The following is an 18,277-nucleotide window of genomic DNA, read 5'->3' as shown; positions in this document are numbered from 1 at the left end:
AGCGAATAGAATGATTAATTTAGAATCTGAATCACAATTCAAGTCACTTAAGAAAGAGCATACCGTATTTGAATTTACGGCAGGTTGGTGTCCTGACTGTCGTGTCATTGAACCTGATCTACCTCAATTGGAAGAGAAATATAAAGATTTTAACTTCGTTTCTGTAGATAGAGACCAATTTATAGATTTAGCCATAGAACATGATATCATGGGTATTCCAAGCTTTTTAGTATTTAAAGATGACGAATTAGTAGGAAGTTACATTGGAAAAGAACGCAAATCTATAGTACAAATCGATGAATTTTTAAGTCAGTTTGATAAATAGATAAATCATTTAAAAGGTTTTTAGAATGATATGTACAATTGATTTTTTCTGTAATTGACCACAAATTTATTGTAAAATAGGATAAGGTGCGAATATAGGAGTGTTAAACATGAATGTTTTTCAAGTAAGAGATAAATTGAAACAACGTTTAGCGCATTTAAATGTTGATTTTAAATTTGATCGTGAAGAAGAAACGTTACGTATATATAGACAAGACAACCATAAAGGCGTAACAATCAAATTAAACGCTATTGTCGCTAAATATGAAGTCCAAAAAGAGAAAATTATAGATGAGATTGTATATTATGTTGAAGAAGCCATCGCTCAAATGGATGATCAAAGTATTGAGAAAATGAATGACATTCAAATTATGCCTGTCATTCGTGCTACAAGCTTTGATAAAAAAACAAAAGATGGTCATCCATTTATAATTGAAAAGCATACAGCAGAAACAAATATCTATTATGCACTCGATTTAGGTAAGTCTTATCGCTTAATTGACGAAAGTATGCTTGAATCACTTGGATTGACTGAACAACAAGTTAAGGAAATGTCACTATTTAATATACGTAAACTTAATAATCAATATAAAACAGATGAAGTTAAAGGGAATATTTTTTATTTTGTAAACTCTAATGATGGCTATGATGCCAGTCGTGTTTTAAATACCAAATTTTTAGATGATATCTATCAACAATGTGAAGGTGAAATGTTAGTGGCTGTACCACATCAAGATGTCTTAATTATTGCTGATATTCGAAATAAAACTGGTTATGATGTAATGGCACATTTAACTATGGAATTCTTTACTAAAGGATTAGTCCCTATTACTTCATTATCATTTGGTTATGAAAAAGGTCACTTCGAACCTATCTTCATTTTGGGTAAAAATAACAAACAAAAAAGAGACCCCAATGTGATACAACGATTGGAAGCAAATCGTAAAAAATTTAATAATAAGAAATAATTGATATAGAGGAGATTTAAAATGAATTTATTTTACAATAAAGAAGGCGTAGGGGATGTAGCTTTTCTACAAATTGAACCTACAGATGGACCGTTTGAATATAAGAAATCTGGAGATGTTGTTGAAATTAGTAAAGAAGGAACGATTGTTGGCTTCAATCTATTTAAGTTTTCAAATTATCATCAAATCAACGGTAATGGACATATTAAATTAACTTCTGAGCTTGTAGATGCATTACAAAAAGCTATTAATGAATCTGGATTAACGTATCAACTAAATGCAGATTTATCTCCTAAATTTGTAGTTGGTTATGTTGAAACTAAAGATAAGCATCCAGATGCGGATGAATTAAGTATTTTAAAAATAGATGTCGGTAATGACCATTTACAAATCGTTTGTGGTGCGCCAAATGTAGAAGCTGGACAAAAAGTGGTTGTTGCTAAAGTTGGTGCCGTAATGCCGAGTGGAATGGTTATTAAAGATGCTGAATTACGTGGTGTTGCTTCAAGCGGTATGGTTTGCTCAATGAGAGAATTAAATTTACCTAATGCACCTCAAGAAAAAGGTATTATGGTTTTAAGTGATGACTATAAAGTCGGTCAAGCATTTTTTGATGAATAAAGGAAGGAAGTGAATGTATGAGTTGGTTTGATGATTTATTTAGTAACAAAGACAATTCTGATGATGAATTGCTTAGACGCAAAAGTAAACGTCGCAATGGCGATCTAACTCAAAGCAAAGATGATTCATTACTTCCTGAAAATAATGATATTTACGATCGTCCAAAAGGTAAGTTTCGATTCCCAATCGATGTGGGTCGAGATGAAACGTATGAAGAAGCAACTTATCGCGAAAGTAATGATGATAAAGAGAACCATTCAACATTGAAAGATAATCAATACGGTTCATATGAATATGATGACTATACGGGTCACATGAATAGTTACTCAGATGATGATCGTGCTGAAAATGCAAGAAGACATCGTAGAAGAAAACATGTGAGTCAAGATGATTCTGGTATGCCTTCTATTAAGTCAAGAACTTCTCAAACATCAAGTAGAACTCATAATACGAGTACATCTCAACGTTTTAACAAACGTCAAAATACACATTCTAGAACGAATACTGCTAATTACAGAAGCGCTAATTCAAATCAATCTAGGATGAAATTACAATCAGAAAGATTCAAATCGAATTATCATTTGAGTTCTGAACCTACATATCACCGTTCAAGTTTTAAAACTTCAGAAGTACCATCAGCTATTTTCGGAACTAAAAAGCGTAGACCTATTGAAAACGGTGTTATACCACCAGTGAAAGATGACACAGATACAAGTGAGTCTAAAACCAAGCATCATTCGAGCACGGTAGAACACGTTCCGCATGAAAGTAAAAATGAAAAAGATAGCAGACAAAAATTTGATGGTGAACATTTAACTTCACAAGAGAATGCACCAGTTAACAGTGAACAACAATCAATCGTTGAAGGAAATGCTGATACTTCTAATCACTATGAACGTACGCCAAACTATTCAAAACGTGATAACACGGTAAATATAGAAAATATTTATGCTTCTCAAATCGTAGAGGAGATTAGAAAAGAAAGAGAGCGTAAAGTTCAACAAAAACGTAAATTTAAACAAGCATTGCAAAACAAACGTCAACAGACTGATGAAGAAGATAGTATTCAAAGAGCTATTGATGAAATGTATGCTAAGCAAGCTGAACAATATATTGGCGAAAGTTCATTAAACCACTCTGACCATTTACATAGTGATGTAACAGAGGGTGTTAATGAAGAGTACAAAAACAACAATGACCATGTTGAGAGCCAAGCACAAGTAGAAGACGTTGCACATCATGAGACATCTAACGCTCAATCGAAAGATGATAGTGACATAGACCATAATATTGAACAACAAGAGTATATCGAAGAGACAAATGCACCATATAATTATGAAGAGATTGATTTAAACCAAGTTTCAAGTGTGCAAGAAGTTAACCAAGATGATGTACAAGTTAAAGATGTTCCAAATGATCAATTATCAAATGTTAATCATGATGAGGCACAACGTCATTCTAATGAAGCGATTGACGAATCTACAAAAGAATCAAATTACCATCACGACGTAGCAGATGAAGAAGCGGTACAATTACAATCTAATAATGATGATTCAGATAGTTTAAGTGAAAACATTCATGACGACAACCATAATGGAACTGTTGATGATGCACAATTTAGAGAAATAGATGACGTGGAGTCACACACTGACAGTATGTCCGAAAATGAATCTTTATCAGATGAAACATCTGCCATAGAAGATGATGAAGATGTATCAACTGAAAATGTGAATCATGCAATTAGAAATGCTGTAACGTCTGAAGTGGAATATGCCACTAAAGAAGATGACGAAACGAATGGAGTCTCTCAAAATACAAATATAGAGAGCCAAAATGTATCACAGTCAACGAAAACACATAATGACCCTTCTAATAAAATGGATGATTCATTTGCAGTTAAAGATACAGATGAATCAGTACAAGGTGTGGAAGATGAACACATTAACAATGGCGACGATAAATCAGAAATAACACATAAGGAAGCTAAAAAAGTACCTGAAAAAATGTCTATCACGCCAGGAAGTAAACCGTTTAATGTAGTTATGACACCTTCTGATAAAAAAAGAATGATGGATGCAAAAAAAGAATCTGTATCGAAACATAAAGTGAATGTGCCAGAATTAAAGCCTGAGACAAAACAACATGTTCAAACTAAAAAGCGTGAATCAGAAGTCAACCATCATACAAATGAATCTCGTGACAATGAAAATACATTATCTGAGTCTCGAACAGAGTCTACGCATTCAAACTATCATATCAATCATTCAGATGAACAAGATAAAAATTTAAATAATGACATAAACAGAGATGACGATAACCTAGTAGAAGAACCTCTCGAAAACAGCCAAAATACTGATACAGACAGTGAAGAACAATTTAACCAAGCTGTACATTCAAATCATGATATGAACAATCATCAAGAAGTGAATCCAACCGTTTCAGCAGACGATCAAACTATTGTATCTTCAAACCACCATCAAAAAGAAGATCATAATGCTAAAGGTACAATTAGAAGAGGTCCAAATATTAAACTACCTAGCCTTGATTTATTAGAAGATCATGAAGCACATGAAATCGATGAGGCATGGATTGAAGAGAAGAAACAAGAGCTAAATGATGCCTTTTATTATTTTAATGTACCGGCTGAAGTGCAACATGTAACTGAAGGACCAAGTGTAACTCGGTTTGAATTGGCAGTAGAGAAGGGTGTCAAAGTTTCACGAATTACAGCTTTACAGGATGATATTAAAATGGCGTTAGCTGCGAAAGACATTCGAATTGAAGCACCAATTCCTGGAACAAGTTTAGTAGGTATTGAAGTACCAAACTTAAATCCTACGAAAGTTAACTTAAAATCTATTTTAGAAAGTCCAAAATTTAAAAATGCTGAGTCTAAATTAACCGTAGCCATGGGTAATAGAATTAACAATGAACCATTGTTAATGGATATTGCTAAGACACCACACGCCCTTATTGCGGGTGCAACCGGATCAGGTAAATCAGTCTGTATCAATAGTATTTTAATGTCATTACTTTACAAAAATCATCCAGAAGAATTAAGGTTATTACTAATTGATCCTAAGATGGTTGAACTTGCACCATACAACGATTTACCGCATTTAGTTTCACCGGTTATTACTGATGTTAAGGCAGCCACACAAAGTTTAAAATGGGCCGTTGACGAAATGGAAAAACGTTACAAATTATTTGCGCAATTCCATGTAAGAAACATTACTGCTTTCAACAAAAAAGCACCGTATGAGCAAAGAATGCCAAAAATTGTTATTGTTATTGATGAGTTAGCAGATTTAATGATGATGGCACCGCAAGAGGTAGAACAATCAATTGCTCGAATAGCACAAAAGGCGCGTGCATGTGGCATTCATATGTTGGTTGCAACACAACGACCATCTGTCAATGTTATAACTGGCTTAATTAAAGCCAATATACCTACACGTATTGCATTTATGGTATCTTCAAGCGTTGACTCAAGAACCATTTTAGACAGTGGTGGTGCGGAACGCTTGTTAGGCTATGGCGATATGCTTTACTTAGGTAGTGGAATGAATAAACCAATTCGTGTCCAAGGTACATTTGTTTCAGATGATGAGATTGATGATGTAGTTGATTTCATTAAAGAACAAAGAGAACCGAACTATTTGTTCGAGGAGAAGGAATTACTTAAAAAGAACCAAACACAAGCTCAAGACGAATTATTCGATGATGTGTGTGAATTTATGGTTAAAGAAGGACATATTTCCACTTCATTAATTCAAAGACACTTCCAAATTGGATATAACCGTGCTGCACGAATCGTAGACCAACTTGAACAGTTAGATTATATTTCTGGTGCAAACGGTTCTAAACCTAGAGATGTATTTATTACTGAAGCAGATTTAAAGAAAGATTAAATTAAAGGAGTTTTATGTATATGACGCATTATCATTTTGTTGGTATTAAAGGCGCAGGAATGAGTTCATTAGCACAAATCATGCATGATTTAGGACATGAGGTGCAAGGATCTGACATAGAAAAATATGTATTCACAGAAGTAGCATTAAAAAATAAAGGAATTAAAATACTACCATTCAACAGTGACAATATTAAAGAAGGTATGGTAGTCATTCAAGGTAATGCGTTTCCAGATACTCATGAAGAAATTGTTAAAGCGCATGATTTAAAATTAGACGTGATACGTTATCATGATTTCTTAGGTCATGTGATTGATCAATACACATCTGTTGCAGTTACAGGTGCACACGGAAAAACATCAACAACTGGTTTACTGTCTCACGTTATGAATGGTGATAAAAAAACATCATTCTTAATTGGAGATGGTACGGGTATGGGATTACCTGCAAGTGACTATTTTGCATTTGAGGCGTGTGAGTACCGTCGTCATTTCTTAAGTTACCATCCAGACTATGCCATTATGACTAATATTGATTTCGACCATCCTGATTATTTTAAAGACATTGAAGACGTTGCAAGTGCTTTCCAAAGTATGGCACATAATGTTAAAAAAGCGATTATTGCTTGGGGTGATGACGAACATTTAAGACAACTTGAAGCGGACGTACCAATTTATTATTATGGTTTAAACAAAAATGATGATATATATGCCGATAATATTCAAATAACTGATAAAGGTACACAATTTGATGTTTACGTTAATGGTGAATATTATGATCAATTCTTATCACCACAATACGGAGATCATAATATCCAAAATGCATTAGCAGTTATCGCGATTAGTTACCTTGAAAAGATGGACGTCAAGAATATTAAAGAAGCATTGGAAACATTTGGTGGTGTAAAACGTCGCTTTAATGAAACAAATGTTGCTAATCAAGTATTAGTAGACGATTACGCTCACCATCCAAGAGAAATAAGTGCTACAATTGAAACAGCACGTAAAAAATATCCAAATAAAGATATTGTGGCAGTTTTCCAACCTCACACATTTTCAAGAACACAAGCTTTCTTAGAAGAATTTGCAGCATCACTAAGCAAAGCGGATCATGTTTATTTATGTGAAATATTTGGTTCAATTCGTGAAAATACAGGTGATTTAACAATTCAAGATTTAATAAATCGTATTGACGGATCTGCGCTAATCGATGAAAATAATATTGACGTATTAGAACAATTTGATAATGCTGTTATCTTATTTATGGGCGCTGGTGACATTCAAAAGTTACAACGTGCTTATGAAGAACATGTCGGCATGACAAATGAATTTTAATATGTTTATATATAATTATGTTGGGTATTAATAATTAATAGCTTTTATTTAAAAGTAAATGGTATTTAGGAGGCGTTTTTAATGGATTGGATTTTACCAATTGCTGGAATTATCGCCGCGATTGCATTCTTAGTATTATGTATTGGAATCGTTGTCGTTTTAATTTCAGTTAAAAAGAATTTAGATCACGTTGCTAAAACACTTGATGGTGTTGAAGGACAAGTTCAAGGTATTACACGTGAAACAACTGATTTACTTCACAAAGCTAACCGCTTAACTGAAGATATTCAAGGCAAAGTTGAACGCTTAAATTCTGTTGTCGATGGTGTTAAAGGTATCGGCGATTCAGTACAAAATTTAAATGGTTCAGTTGATCGTGTAACTAACTCAATTACACATAATATTTCTCAAAATGAAGATAAAATTTCTCAAGTAGTTCAATGGTCAAATGTTGCAATGGAAATTGCTGACAAATGGCAAAATAGACACTACCGTAGAGGAAGTGCAAACTACAGAAACACATCTGTAGGTAATGATGCAAATCATGCAAACGAAAATTACACTACTAACGTTGAGAAAAACTTTTAATATGATTCAATCAAATGCACTTAAATGAGGTTTTTACTTATTTAAGTGCTTTTCTTATAGGAGGAGCTAATATGAGTAAGAAATATAATCGTGACGCATTTGAAACGACAAATTCTGGAAATGATTTACACGGACAAGGTGCGAATCAACAAGATAGTGCAGCACAATCAAATGCGACTAAGCATTATGATAGAGACGCTTTTACAACGACAAACACTGGCAGCGATTTACACGGACAAGGTGCGAATCAACAAGATAGTGCAGCACAATCAAATGCGACTAAACATTACAATAGAGATGACTTTGAAAAAAATAATCATGGCCATGATTTACATGATAATGGCCCAAATCAAAAAGATGGTAAGTCTAGACAAGGTTTAAATACAGAGCATTATAATAGAGATGCGTTTGTCACAAATAATTCTGGTAAAGACTTACATGGTCAAGGTGCAAATCAAAAGACTACTGGAGAGGATGTTACTAGTTCTCAATATAGTCACAACAAATACAGTTCTCATCCATCACGCAAAGACTTTGTGATTAGTTTTATTACAGGTGCTTTAATTGGTTCAGCGGTTGGACTCTTTTATAAAAATAAAGCCGAAGAAAAAATTGATAGCGCAAAAAATAAAGAACAAGAATTAAGACATCGTTATCAAAATATCAAGCAACAAACTGAGAATAATATTGAAAATGTAAAACAAAAAATTGAAGACTTTAGAAATAAAGACCATTCAGAAGTTAGTAAAGAAGCACTTGTTGCACAACAAAATGCAATCAAAAAGGAAACGTCAGATAATTTAGCGGATCAATCACCACAAGCACAAGAAATCCAAGAAGCTAAAGCTGAAGCACTTAAAGAGCAAGATACGAAAGATATTACTGCGACAGAATTAGCAGCGCAACAAAATGCGATCAAAGCGGAAACATCAGATAATTTAGCGGATCAATCACCACAAGCGCAACAAATTCAAGAAGCTAAAGCTGATGATAGTGAACATTTAAGAAACAATGAAGGCAATAGTGCAGAAGAAATTGTCGCGCAACAAAATGCGATTAAAGCAGAAACATCAGATAACTTAGCTGATCAATCACCACAAGCACAAGAAATTCAAGAAGCTAAGAAAGAGACTGAAAAAGAACAACAGTCTAAAGAGGTTAGTGCAACTGAATTAGCAGCGCAACAAAATGCAGTTAAAGTTGAATCATCAAAACATAATTTATCTGATCCTTCAACTAGTGGTGATACGAGCAACCATCAACATGTGAATGCAAAAAATATAGCATCTGCAGCACGTACAAAGAAAAATAAGATAGATAATGATGCAAATGTTGCGCGTAAAACAAAAACGTTATTAGAAGAACCAGCAATTGCTAAATCATCAGGCGATAAAGTGGTCCCTAATTTAGTTACAAAAAAAGAAATTAACAAAGATGAAGATCAAGTTAAAAATAATCAAGCACATGCCTCTGCTAAATTTGAAAATGGTGTCATTACACACGATACTAAATCAGCTAATGAAAAAGCAAAAGGCAATACTAAGAAAAAGCAGAATGCAACAAAAGCTAAAAATAAAACACCTAAGCAACAACAAAGAGCTGAAAAAGCAAAAAGTAAAATCGATAAACGTACCTTTAATGATTAATAAAGCTAATGCTTGTATTTAATGTGAGGTTTTAATCACTAAATGGAGTGGATTCAGAAATCTGTTAATTAAATTAGATTTTTGATTCGCTCCTTTTTCTTATTTTTATAAAAAGTGAATATCAAATTTGATATAATAATTAGACAATTCACAAATTTTAGATAATTTATCAACTAGAACGGTTGAACTATTATTTTTTAATTGTTAGAATATTATCTAACTAATATTATTTTATCGCTTTAAAGTGATATAATTATACAAGTAACTTTTATTGAGGTGAGTAGTAATGTCAACTAAATTAGAGCAATACAGAGAAGAGATTGTTTCGATTAATAATCAAATTTTAGATTTATTATCTAAGCGTGGAGAATTAGCACAAAAAATAGGTGAAGAGAAAATTAAACAGGGTACAAAGGTTTATGATCCACAACGCGAAAAAGAAATGATTAATGAGTTAATGGATCGTAATCAAGGACCTTTTAATGATAATGTAATTAAGCAATTATTTAAAGAAATTTTTAAAGCTTCTACTGATTTACAAAAATCTGAGAATGAAAAACATTTATATGTGTCTCGTAAATTAAAACCAGAAGATACGATTGTTCAGTTTGACAATGGTGGCGTTATTGGCGATGGCAATAAATCATTTGTATTTGGACCATGCTCTGTTGAATCACAAGAACAAGTTGATGCGGTCGCAAAAGATTTACAAGCAAAAGGAGAAAAATTCATTCGCGGTGGCGCATTCAAACCTCGTACATCACCATATGATTTCCAAGGATTAGGTGTTGAAGGGCTTAAAATTTTAAAAAATGTAAAAGATAAATTTGGCCTTAATGTTGTCAGTGAAATTGTAAATCCTGCTGATTTCGAAATTGCCGACGAATACTTAGATGTGTTCCAAATTGGTGCTCGAAACATGCAAAACTTTGAATTATTAAAAGAAGCTGGAAGAACGAACAAACCAATCCTCTTAAAACGAGGCTTATCGGCTACAATTGAAGAATTTACTTTCGCTGCTGAGTATATTGCTTCTCAAGGCAATAAAAATATTATCCTTTGTGAGCGTGGTATCCGTACTTACGAAAAAGCAACAAGAAATACGTTAGATATTTCTGCAGTGCCTATTTTGAAACAAGGCACACACTTACCTGTAATGGTAGATGTAACACATAGTACAGGACGTAAGGACATTATGTTACCAACTGCTAAAGCTGCGTTAGCTGTTGGTGCTGATGGCGTAATGGCAGAAGTGCACCCAGACCCATCTGTTGCATTAAGTGATAGTGGCCAACAAATGGATTTAAATGAATTTAATCAATTTTACAATGAATTAAAGCCATTAGCAGAATTGTATAATTCAAAAAAATTAAAATAATAAATTAATCGTCTAAATATATTAATGAAATGAGCTATTCATTTTACTGAATAAAGAGTATGTTTTATAATACTTTTTTCTAGTAATCATGAATAGCTTTTTCAATTGCAATTATTGATAAAATCTACGACTATTGAATGAATTTCATTTCAAATGTATATTATGTTAAATTACGCTTTTATGATAAAAATAATATAAAATATGACATAAATGTGAAAATATTAGCAATATGTTTGAATGAAAGCGATTTTGTGGTAAACTTTGAAAATGAAATGAAAACACGTTATAATAACAATTAAAACGCTTACAAGGAGGAAATTATGACAGTAACTATATATGATGTTGCTAGAGAGGCCCGAGTATCTATGGCAACCGTTTCACGAGTAGTGAATGGTAATCAAAACGTTAAACCTGAAACAAGAAAAAAAGTTAATGAAGTTATTAAAAGATTAAATTATCGACCAAACGCTGTTGCAAGAGGACTAGCTAGTAAACGAACAACAACAGTAGGCGTTATTATCCCTGATATTTCTAACATCTATTATTCTCAATTAGCTCGTGGTATTGAGGATATAGCGACAATGTATAAATATCATTCTATTATTTCAAACTCAGATAATGATTCTGAGAAAGAAAAAGAAATATTTAATAACTTATTAAGTAAGCAAGTAGACGGTATTATCTTCTTAGGTGGTACAATTTCGAATGAAATTAAAGATTTAATAAATCAATCATCTGTTCCTGTTGTAGTATCAGGTACTAACGGAAAAGATGATAACATCGCTTCTGTTAATATTGATTTTAAAACGGCAGCAATGGAGATTACCGAACAACTCATCCAATCAGGCGCTAAAGAGTTTGCATTAGTGAGTGGTGATTATTCTAAAAAAGCACAAGAAGATGTGCTAATTGGTCTTAGAGAAGTGTTAGATCGTCACCAACTAAAATTAAATGATACAGTACAATTCTCAGGTTCTGAAAGTTATAAAGATGGTATTAAAGTATTTGAAGATTTAAAAGATCATCTACCTGATGCTATATTATCAATTAGTGATGAACAAGCGATTGGTATCATGCATAGCGCACTAGATGCAGGCATACGCGTTCCAGAAGACTTACAAATTGTTAGCTTTAATAATACTCGATTAGTAGAAATGGTGAGACCAAAATTATCGAGTGTGATTCAACCACTATATGATATCGGCGCTGTAGGCATGCGTTTGTTAACTAAATATATGAATGAAGAAGAAATTGAAGAACCAAATGTAATATTGCCACACCGTATTGAGTACAGAGGAACTACGAAAGATTAATGTTAAGCAATTGAAATAAGAATAAGACACAACTCATCTTTGTGGGAGAGGTCCTAACTACAAGTGTTTCAATGAGAAAATTTACGCGTTAATAGATAGGGAGTAGGATAATGCATTTACTAAGAACATTTTCCTACTCCTTTATTTTAATTTGTATACCAATGAATAATTCTATTCGCACGTTCATTATTTTTTTCAGAGATTGCTTGTGTTCTTGGGATCGTTACATAGTCACGATAATCTTCTGTCCAGTGCTTGGGTAATTTAACAGGTGAATAGTTACCCCATTTTGTTATCCACTGTTCGGGCAAGGGGCCTTCTTGGATAGGTTCATTCATTAAAGCTAAAAATATATGACTCCACGCTCGAGGTACCACTTGCCAAATATTATAACCGCCACCACCAAACATTAGTACTTTTCCTTTGGTATATAGTTGAGCTAATTTATTAATGATATATGGTATTTCATATAAAGTTTCTAGTGAACAACTCATATGCGTTAATGGATCTAAATAATGAATATCGACGCCATGCACACTAAGTAGGATGTCAGGTTTATATGCTTGAATCACGCTTGTTACGGATTCTTCAAATACCTTTAAATAGTTATCATGTTCTGTATAAGGTTCTAATGGCAAATTTACTGTATATCCATATCCTAAATCCTCACCACGCTCTGTGTAATGCCCTGATCCTGGAAATAAAAATTTACCTGTCTCATGAATGGAATAACACATTATCGTGTTATCTGTATAAAGACTCCATTGTGTACCGTCACCATGATGTGCATCGGTATCAATTACCATCACCCGTTGTTGATATTTCGAAGCTAGGTATTTCGCAGTTATAGCAACGTCATTATATATACAAAATCCATTCGCGCGTCCAGGAAGACTATGGTGCAAGCCACCGCCTAAGTGACATCCATTTTGTATGTTTTCATTCATTATTTCATCTGCTAAATTTAGTGCACCACCTATAATGCGCGCACTATGTCTATGCATATGCCGAAATTGAAATGTATCATCAGTATTTAAACCATATTTTTGAGCTTCAGATGTGCTTAATATACCATGTGAAGCGTGTTTAATTGCTTGGATATAATCATATTTATGAATTAAAGCAAGTTCGTCTTCATTTGCTATTCTAGGTTGGATAATCTGCTCATCATTTAATAAGTTCATCATTTGGAGTAATTCTGTTGTTAATTTTAATCGCATTTGATTAAAAGGATGATTATCATTGAAACGATACTTCAATAGTTCATCTGAGTATACATACCCCGTTTTTAAATTCTTTTGCATAAATATCATACCCCTTAAAGTTATAGCAGAAATGGCTAAAATAAAAATCGATTTTTGTAACGTAAATCATCAAAAGATTGTTGTTGGTCTAATGATATCCTTTTCCCAATTCTTGCCATTAGACAATTAGCTGGGTGACTTGTAATTTCTGGATCATCTGTAGCAAATACTTCTAAGCCACCTTTAGACATTAACTTTTGCATCATTTTCTTATATTCAAAAACCTCAAGTTTTGCCGTTTTTAAATCCCAATGCCAGTAGTACTCAGTAGTTAAAACAATGTAATCTTCAAATTCATCTTGAGCTAGACTTAACGCAATAAGTTCGCTACCAAGATGAAATTGTCTATAATTACGTTGTACTTCTATTGCACCTAACTCTAATAAATAAGGCAATTGACCTTCAGCCCATCTTTCAAAATCGTCAGGATAGTGATAGGTGACATAACCGATAATATGCTTATCTTCTCGCGCTATATAAATACGTCCTTCTGGCAATTGAGTTATTTCAAGTAAAGCTTCAAACTGGTCATTTGAAGGTCTAAAGGCATTTAATGATTCGTCGAAAGAAAGCGTTTTCAAATATTGGTATGAAACAGGCCCTTCAATTGTGAAATGCTTATCTTTTATTGTAAGGTGCTTTGTTACATGCGTTTTGATATGTTTCATTTATCTCACTCCCAATACGAACTACTATTATAGTTATTTTATATTTATTTGGAGAAATAAACAAATTAAATTGTAATAATTATCTAAAAATTTTGAATAACACAAAAATTGATGTATAATACTTTTTAAAGAAAGCGATTTCATTAAACAAGGGGGAGTTTACAATGAAAGTAGAAGTATTTGAAAGCGAAAAAGGTAATTATAATTTACAAGATTATGAAAAAACTTATCAAGACTTTGATTGGGACGAAGTGAAAAAAGCTTTCTCATGGAATGAAACTGGAAAAATTAATATGGCTTATGAGTGCATAGATCGCCATGTCGATAATGGCAAAGGTGATAAAATTGCACTTAACTATAGAGACGAAAAGCGTAAAGAACAATATACGTTTGAACAATTAAAAGTATTATCAAATAAAGCTGCAAATGTATTAGTTGATAAAGCAAATGTTCAAAAAGGGGATCGTGTATTTATCTTTATGCCTAGAACACCTGAACTCTATTTTGCCTTTCTCGGTATTTTAAAAATAGGTGCTATCGTGGGACCTCTATTTGAAGCCTTTATGGAAAAAGCCGTGACGGATAGGTTAGATAATAGTGAGGCAAAAGTTATTATTACAACAAACAGTTTAGTTAATCGAATTCCTAAGGAGAAATTACCACATCTTGAGACGATTATAGTCGTTGATGAGGATGTGGATGAACAATATATAGATTTTAATAAAGAATTGCATCATGCTAGTGAATCATTTGATATCGAATGGTTGAAAGAAGATGATGGACTTATCTTGCATTATACATCTGGTTCTACTGGTCAACCTAAAGGTGTATTACATGTTCAAAAGGCCATGTTACTTCACTATATTTCAGGTAAATACGTATTAGATTTAAAAGAAGATGACATATACTGGTGTACAGCAGATCCAGGATGGGTTACAGGAACATCTTATGGCGTCTTTGCCCCTTGGTTAAATGGTGTAACGAATTGTATTGCTGGAGGACGATTCTCACCTGAACAATGGTATAGCATGATTGAAACATTTAAAGTAACGATTTGGTATACTGCACCGACTGCACTAAGAATGCTGATGAGTGCGGGTGATGATATCGTTGAGAAGTATGATTTATCATCATTACGTTCAATATTATCAGTAGGTGAGCCTTTAAACCCTGAAGTTATAAAATGGTCTAAAGATGTTTACGATAAACGCGTGCTAGATACATGGTGGATGACTGAAACAGGCGGACATATGATTGTAAATTACCCAGCAGTCGATGTTAAATTAGGGTCAATGGGTAAACCACTGCCAGGTATTGAAGCTGCTATTGTTGATGATTCGGGTAATGAGTTACCACCAAATCGAATGGGTAATTTGGCTATCAGGAAAGGTTGGCCATCAATGATGTATTCAATTTGGAAGAACCCTGAAAAATATGATTCATATTTCATTGGTGATTGGTATGTATCTGGAGATTCTGCGTATCAAGATGAAGATGGTTATTTCTGGTTCCAAGGACGCGTTGATGATGTCATTATGACTGCTGGTGAGCGTGTGGGTCCTTTCGAAGTAGAATCTAAATTGGTTGAACATGAAGCGGTTGCGGAAGCTGGGGTTATCGGTAAGCCAGATCCGGTCAGAGGTGAAATTATCAAAGCCTTTATTTCATTACGACAAGGTTATGAACCATCTGACGAATTAAAGACAGAAATTCGTAAGTTTGTTAAAGAAGGATTATCAGGTCATGCAGCGCCAAGAGAAATAGAATTTAAAGATAAATTGCCAAAAACACGTTCAGGTAAAATTATGAGACGTGTATTGAAAGCTTGGGAGCTTAACTTAGATGCAGGTGATTTAAGTACAATGGAAGATTAAATCATTTATTAGACAGGGTGTGGGACATAATTCCTAGTAAGATAGCCAGCGGATGAGTTTTTACAAATTCATTCGCTGGTTTCTTTATTTACATTCATTCGTATTGTTACTTTACTTGTCCAACTTGCTTAATTTGTAAATCTATTTTGAGATATGCTTTGTTTGGGCGCAATGATTAACTACATTCTACTATCCATTTTAGATCACATGATTTAAGAGATTTTGTTCTTAAAATTATTAAATTACTGTTCAATTTAGAAATAATCGTTCCAAATTTTAAATGAAGTAATAATGTATTTTTACCTAAAAAGTTAATGATTTACATTCATTATATTTTTAAATTAGTTAATTGATCATAAAATTAAGTTAAATTTTACACAAATCATTGGAAACGCTCTCAAAAATTCGACATCGCTTTCATTGTTAGTTATTATTAGTATGTAAGATTAAAAGAAACCTTAAAAGATTTATTTGAGGTATTCTTACATAAATCAAACTAAAATTAATAAGGGGTTGAAATAAGTTGGCACATTTATCAGATTTAGACATTGCTAATCAATCAGAACTTAAACCTATTGGAGAAATCGCTGAAAAAGCTGGCATCCCAGCAGATGCTTTAGAACAATATGGTCACTATAAAGCTAAGATTGATATCAATCAAATCAAACCTAAAGACAACAAAGGGAAAGTCGTTTTAGTAACTGCTATGAGTCCTACGCCAGCAGGTGAAGGTAAATCTACAGTTACAGTTGGATTATCTGATGCGTTCAACGAATTAAATAAAAATGTAATGGTCGCTTTACGTGAACCAGCATTAGGACCTACATTTGGTATTAAAGGTGGGGCAACTGGTGGCGGTTATGCACAAGTACTACCAATGGAAGACATTAACTTACACTTCAATGGTGACTTCCATGCCATTACTACTGCTAACAATGCGTTATCTGCATTTATCGACAACCACATCCATCAAGGTAACGACTTAGGCATTGATGTACGTCGTGTTGAATGGAAACGTGTATTAGACATGAACGACCGTGCATTACGTCATGTGAACGTTGGTTTAGGTGGACCTACAAATGGTGTACCACGTGAAGATGGCTTCAACATTACAGTTGCTTCAGAAGTAATGGCTATCTTATGTTTAGCTCGTAATATTAATGACTTAAAAGAAAAAATTAGTCGTATCACTATTGGCTACACTCGCGACCGTAAACCAGTTACAGTTGCTGACTTAAAAGTTGAAGGTGCATTAGCAATGATTTTAAAAGATGCTATTAAACCTAACTTAGTTCAAACAATTGAAGGTACACCTGCATTAGTTCATGGTGGACCATTCGCAAATATTGCACATGGTTGTAACTCTATTTTAGCTACTGAAACTGCACGTGATCTTGCAGATATTGTTGTAACTGAAGCAGGATTCGGTTCAGACCTTGGTGCTGAGAAATTTATCGACATTAAAGCTAGAGAAGCTGGCTTCGAACCATCAGCAGTCGTATTAGTTGCAACAGTTCGTGCGCTTAAAATGCATGGTGGCGTAGCAAAAGATGATCTTAAAGAAGAAAACGTTGAAGCTGTAAAAGCTGGTATCGTTAACCTAGAACGTCACGTTAATAACATCCGCAAATTCGGTGTTGAACCAGTTATCGCATTAAATGCATTTATTCATGACACTGATGCAGAAACTGAAGCTGTAAAAGCTTGGGCTAAAAAAAATAACGTTAGAATCGCTTTAACTGAAGTTTGGGAAAAAGGCGGTAAAGGTGGCGTTGAATTAGCTAACCAAGTATTAGAAGTTATCGAACAACCAAATGATTTCAAATTCTTATATGATTTAGATCAATCATTAGAAGAAAAAATTGAAACAATCGTTAAAGATATTTACGGTGGTTCTTCAGTAACATTCAGTAAAAAAGCTAAAAAACAATTAAAAGAATTTACAGATAATGGATGGGGTAAATATCCAATCTGTATGGCTAAAACACAATATTCATTCAGCGATGACGCTACTGCATTAGGAGCACCAACTGATTTTGATATTACAATTAGAGAATTAGAAGCTAAAACAGGTGCAGGATTTATTGTTGCCTTAACAGGTGCAATTATGACTATGCCTGGATTACCTAAGAAACCAGCTGCGTTAAATATGGACGTTACAGAAGATGGCCATGCAGTAGGTTTATTCTAAAGCAATAATATATAGTAAATAAAAATATATGTATACGAAGATACATGATTAAATCTGAGGCTGGGACATAATTCCTAGCAAAAATGCCAGTAAATGAGTTTTTTATAAATTCATTTACTGGCTTCTTTATATACAATACTTCGTATTGTTGGCTCGC

13 protein-coding genes are annotated in these 18,277 nt (G+C 33.5%); 11 read left to right on the top strand and 2 right to left on the bottom strand.

Annotated elements, in window-relative coordinates:
* The first annotated feature begins 10 nt into the window (after positions 1-10).
* The 9 genes from AK212_RS09575 to ccpA all read left to right on the top strand — a co-directional run bounded on the left by AK212_RS09575 (position 11) and on the right by ccpA (position 12,083).
* Positions 11-325 carry a thioredoxin family protein gene (locus tag AK212_RS09575; RefSeq protein ID WP_053030497.1) on the top strand — a complete coding sequence of 105 codons (315 nt, stop codon included), beginning with the start codon at positions 11-13 and terminating at the stop codon, positions 323-325.
* A 109-nt stretch (positions 326-434) separates the two neighbouring features.
* Entirely contained in the window at positions 435-1,292 is an 858-nt protein-coding gene (locus AK212_RS09570; RefSeq protein WP_053030495.1) for a DUF1444 domain-containing protein, read from the top strand.
* A 21-nt stretch (positions 1,293-1,313) separates the two neighbouring features.
* Complete coding sequence (gene ytpR, locus AK212_RS09565) at positions 1,314-1,913, top strand: YtpR family tRNA-binding protein (protein WP_053030491.1); 600 nt, start codon at positions 1,314-1,316, stop codon at positions 1,911-1,913.
* A gap of 17 nt (positions 1,914-1,930) precedes the next feature.
* The gene (locus tag AK212_RS09560) at positions 1,931-5,824 is read left to right on the top strand and encodes a DNA translocase FtsK (RefSeq protein WP_053030490.1); all 3,894 of its coding nucleotides are present in this window, start codon (positions 1,931-1,933) and stop codon (positions 5,822-5,824) included.
* Between the two features lie 20 nt (positions 5,825-5,844).
* On the top strand, positions 5,845-7,158 hold the full coding sequence (gene murC, locus AK212_RS09555) for a UDP-N-acetylmuramate--L-alanine ligase (protein ID WP_053030489.1): 1,314 nt from the start codon (positions 5,845-5,847) through the stop codon (positions 7,156-7,158).
* 81 nt (positions 7,159-7,239) lie between these two features.
* Positions 7,240-7,746, top strand: a complete 507-nt coding sequence (locus AK212_RS09550; protein ID WP_053030488.1) for a DUF948 domain-containing protein — start codon at positions 7,240-7,242, stop codon at positions 7,744-7,746.
* A 71-nt stretch (positions 7,747-7,817) separates the two neighbouring features.
* Positions 7,818-9,392: a hypothetical protein gene (locus AK212_RS09545; protein ID WP_053030486.1), complete on the top strand. Its 1,575-nt coding sequence runs from the start codon at positions 7,818-7,820 to the stop codon at positions 9,390-9,392.
* Positions 9,393-9,678: 286 nt separating this feature from the next.
* Complete coding sequence (locus tag AK212_RS09540; protein WP_053030484.1) at positions 9,679-10,770, top strand: bifunctional 3-deoxy-7-phosphoheptulonate synthase/chorismate mutase; 1,092 nt, start codon at positions 9,679-9,681, stop codon at positions 10,768-10,770.
* Positions 10,771-11,090: 320 nt separating this feature from the next.
* A complete protein-coding gene (gene ccpA, locus AK212_RS09535; protein ID WP_053030483.1) occupies positions 11,091-12,083 on the top strand; it encodes a catabolite control protein A in 993 nt (330 codons plus the stop codon).
* 146 nt (positions 12,084-12,229) lie between these two features.
* Here ccpA and AK212_RS09530 read toward each other — a convergent pair whose 3' ends face one another.
* Positions 12,230-13,387, bottom strand: coding sequence for an acetoin utilization protein AcuC (locus AK212_RS09530; protein ID WP_053030481.1), 1,158 nt, complete (start codon positions 13,385-13,387; stop codon positions 12,230-12,232).
* Positions 13,388-13,422: 35 nt separating this feature from the next.
* On the bottom strand, positions 13,423-14,055 hold the full coding sequence (locus AK212_RS09525; protein WP_053030479.1) for a GNAT family N-acetyltransferase: 633 nt from the start codon (positions 14,053-14,055) through the stop codon (positions 13,423-13,425).
* Between the two features lie 164 nt (positions 14,056-14,219).
* Here AK212_RS09525 and acsA point away from each other — a divergent pair, with 164 nt between their 5' ends.
* Together acsA and AK212_RS09515 are read left to right on the top strand one after the other, a co-directional pair.
* Positions 14,220-15,929 carry an acetate--CoA ligase gene (acsA, locus tag AK212_RS09520; protein ID WP_053030477.1) on the top strand — a complete coding sequence of 570 codons (1,710 nt, stop codon included), beginning with the start codon at positions 14,220-14,222 and terminating at the stop codon, positions 15,927-15,929.
* 523 nt (positions 15,930-16,452) lie between these two features.
* Complete coding sequence (locus AK212_RS09515) at positions 16,453-18,120, top strand: formate--tetrahydrofolate ligase (protein ID WP_053030475.1); 1,668 nt, start codon at positions 16,453-16,455, stop codon at positions 18,118-18,120.
* Positions 18,121-18,277 lie beyond the last annotated feature (157 nt).

It is taken from the genome of Staphylococcus borealis, assembly GCF_001224225.1.
In the GTDB taxonomy this organism is placed as follows: domain Bacteria; phylum Bacillota; class Bacilli; order Staphylococcales; family Staphylococcaceae; genus Staphylococcus; species Staphylococcus borealis.
Note: the sequence above shows the minus strand (reverse complement) of the source record. Positions and strands in the feature narration are given on the sequence as shown.

What these genes read in the sequence shown, in the direction of transcription:
- AK212_RS09570 (WP_053030495.1), top strand. Translation starts at nt 435, where the DNA reads ATGAATGTTTTTCAAGTAAGAGATAAATTGAAACAACGTTTAGCGCAT.
- AK212_RS09560 (WP_053030490.1), top strand. Translation starts at nt 1,931, where the DNA reads ATGAGTTGGTTTGATGATTTATTTAGTAACAAAGACAATTCTGATGAT.
- acsA (WP_053030477.1), top strand. Translation starts at nt 14,220, where the DNA reads ATGAAAGTAGAAGTATTTGAAAGCGAAAAAGGTAATTATAATTTACAA.
- AK212_RS09525 (WP_053030479.1), bottom strand. Translation starts at nt 14,055, where the DNA reads ATGAAACATATCAAAACGCATGTAACAAAGCACCTTACAATAAAAGAT.
- AK212_RS09575 (WP_053030497.1), top strand. Translation starts at nt 11, where the DNA reads ATGATTAATTTAGAATCTGAATCACAATTCAAGTCACTTAAGAAAGAG.
- AK212_RS09545 (WP_053030486.1), top strand. Translation starts at nt 7,818, where the DNA reads ATGAGTAAGAAATATAATCGTGACGCATTTGAAACGACAAATTCTGGA.
- ytpR (WP_053030491.1), top strand. Translation starts at nt 1,314, where the DNA reads ATGAATTTATTTTACAATAAAGAAGGCGTAGGGGATGTAGCTTTTCTA.
- AK212_RS09540 (WP_053030484.1), top strand. Translation starts at nt 9,679, where the DNA reads ATGTCAACTAAATTAGAGCAATACAGAGAAGAGATTGTTTCGATTAAT.
- AK212_RS09550 (WP_053030488.1), top strand. Translation starts at nt 7,240, where the DNA reads ATGGATTGGATTTTACCAATTGCTGGAATTATCGCCGCGATTGCATTC.
- murC (WP_053030489.1), top strand. Translation starts at nt 5,845, where the DNA reads ATGACGCATTATCATTTTGTTGGTATTAAAGGCGCAGGAATGAGTTCA.
- AK212_RS09530 (WP_053030481.1), bottom strand. Translation starts at nt 13,387, where the DNA reads ATGCAAAAGAATTTAAAAACGGGGTATGTATACTCAGATGAACTATTG.
- ccpA (WP_053030483.1), top strand. Translation starts at nt 11,091, where the DNA reads ATGACAGTAACTATATATGATGTTGCTAGAGAGGCCCGAGTATCTATG.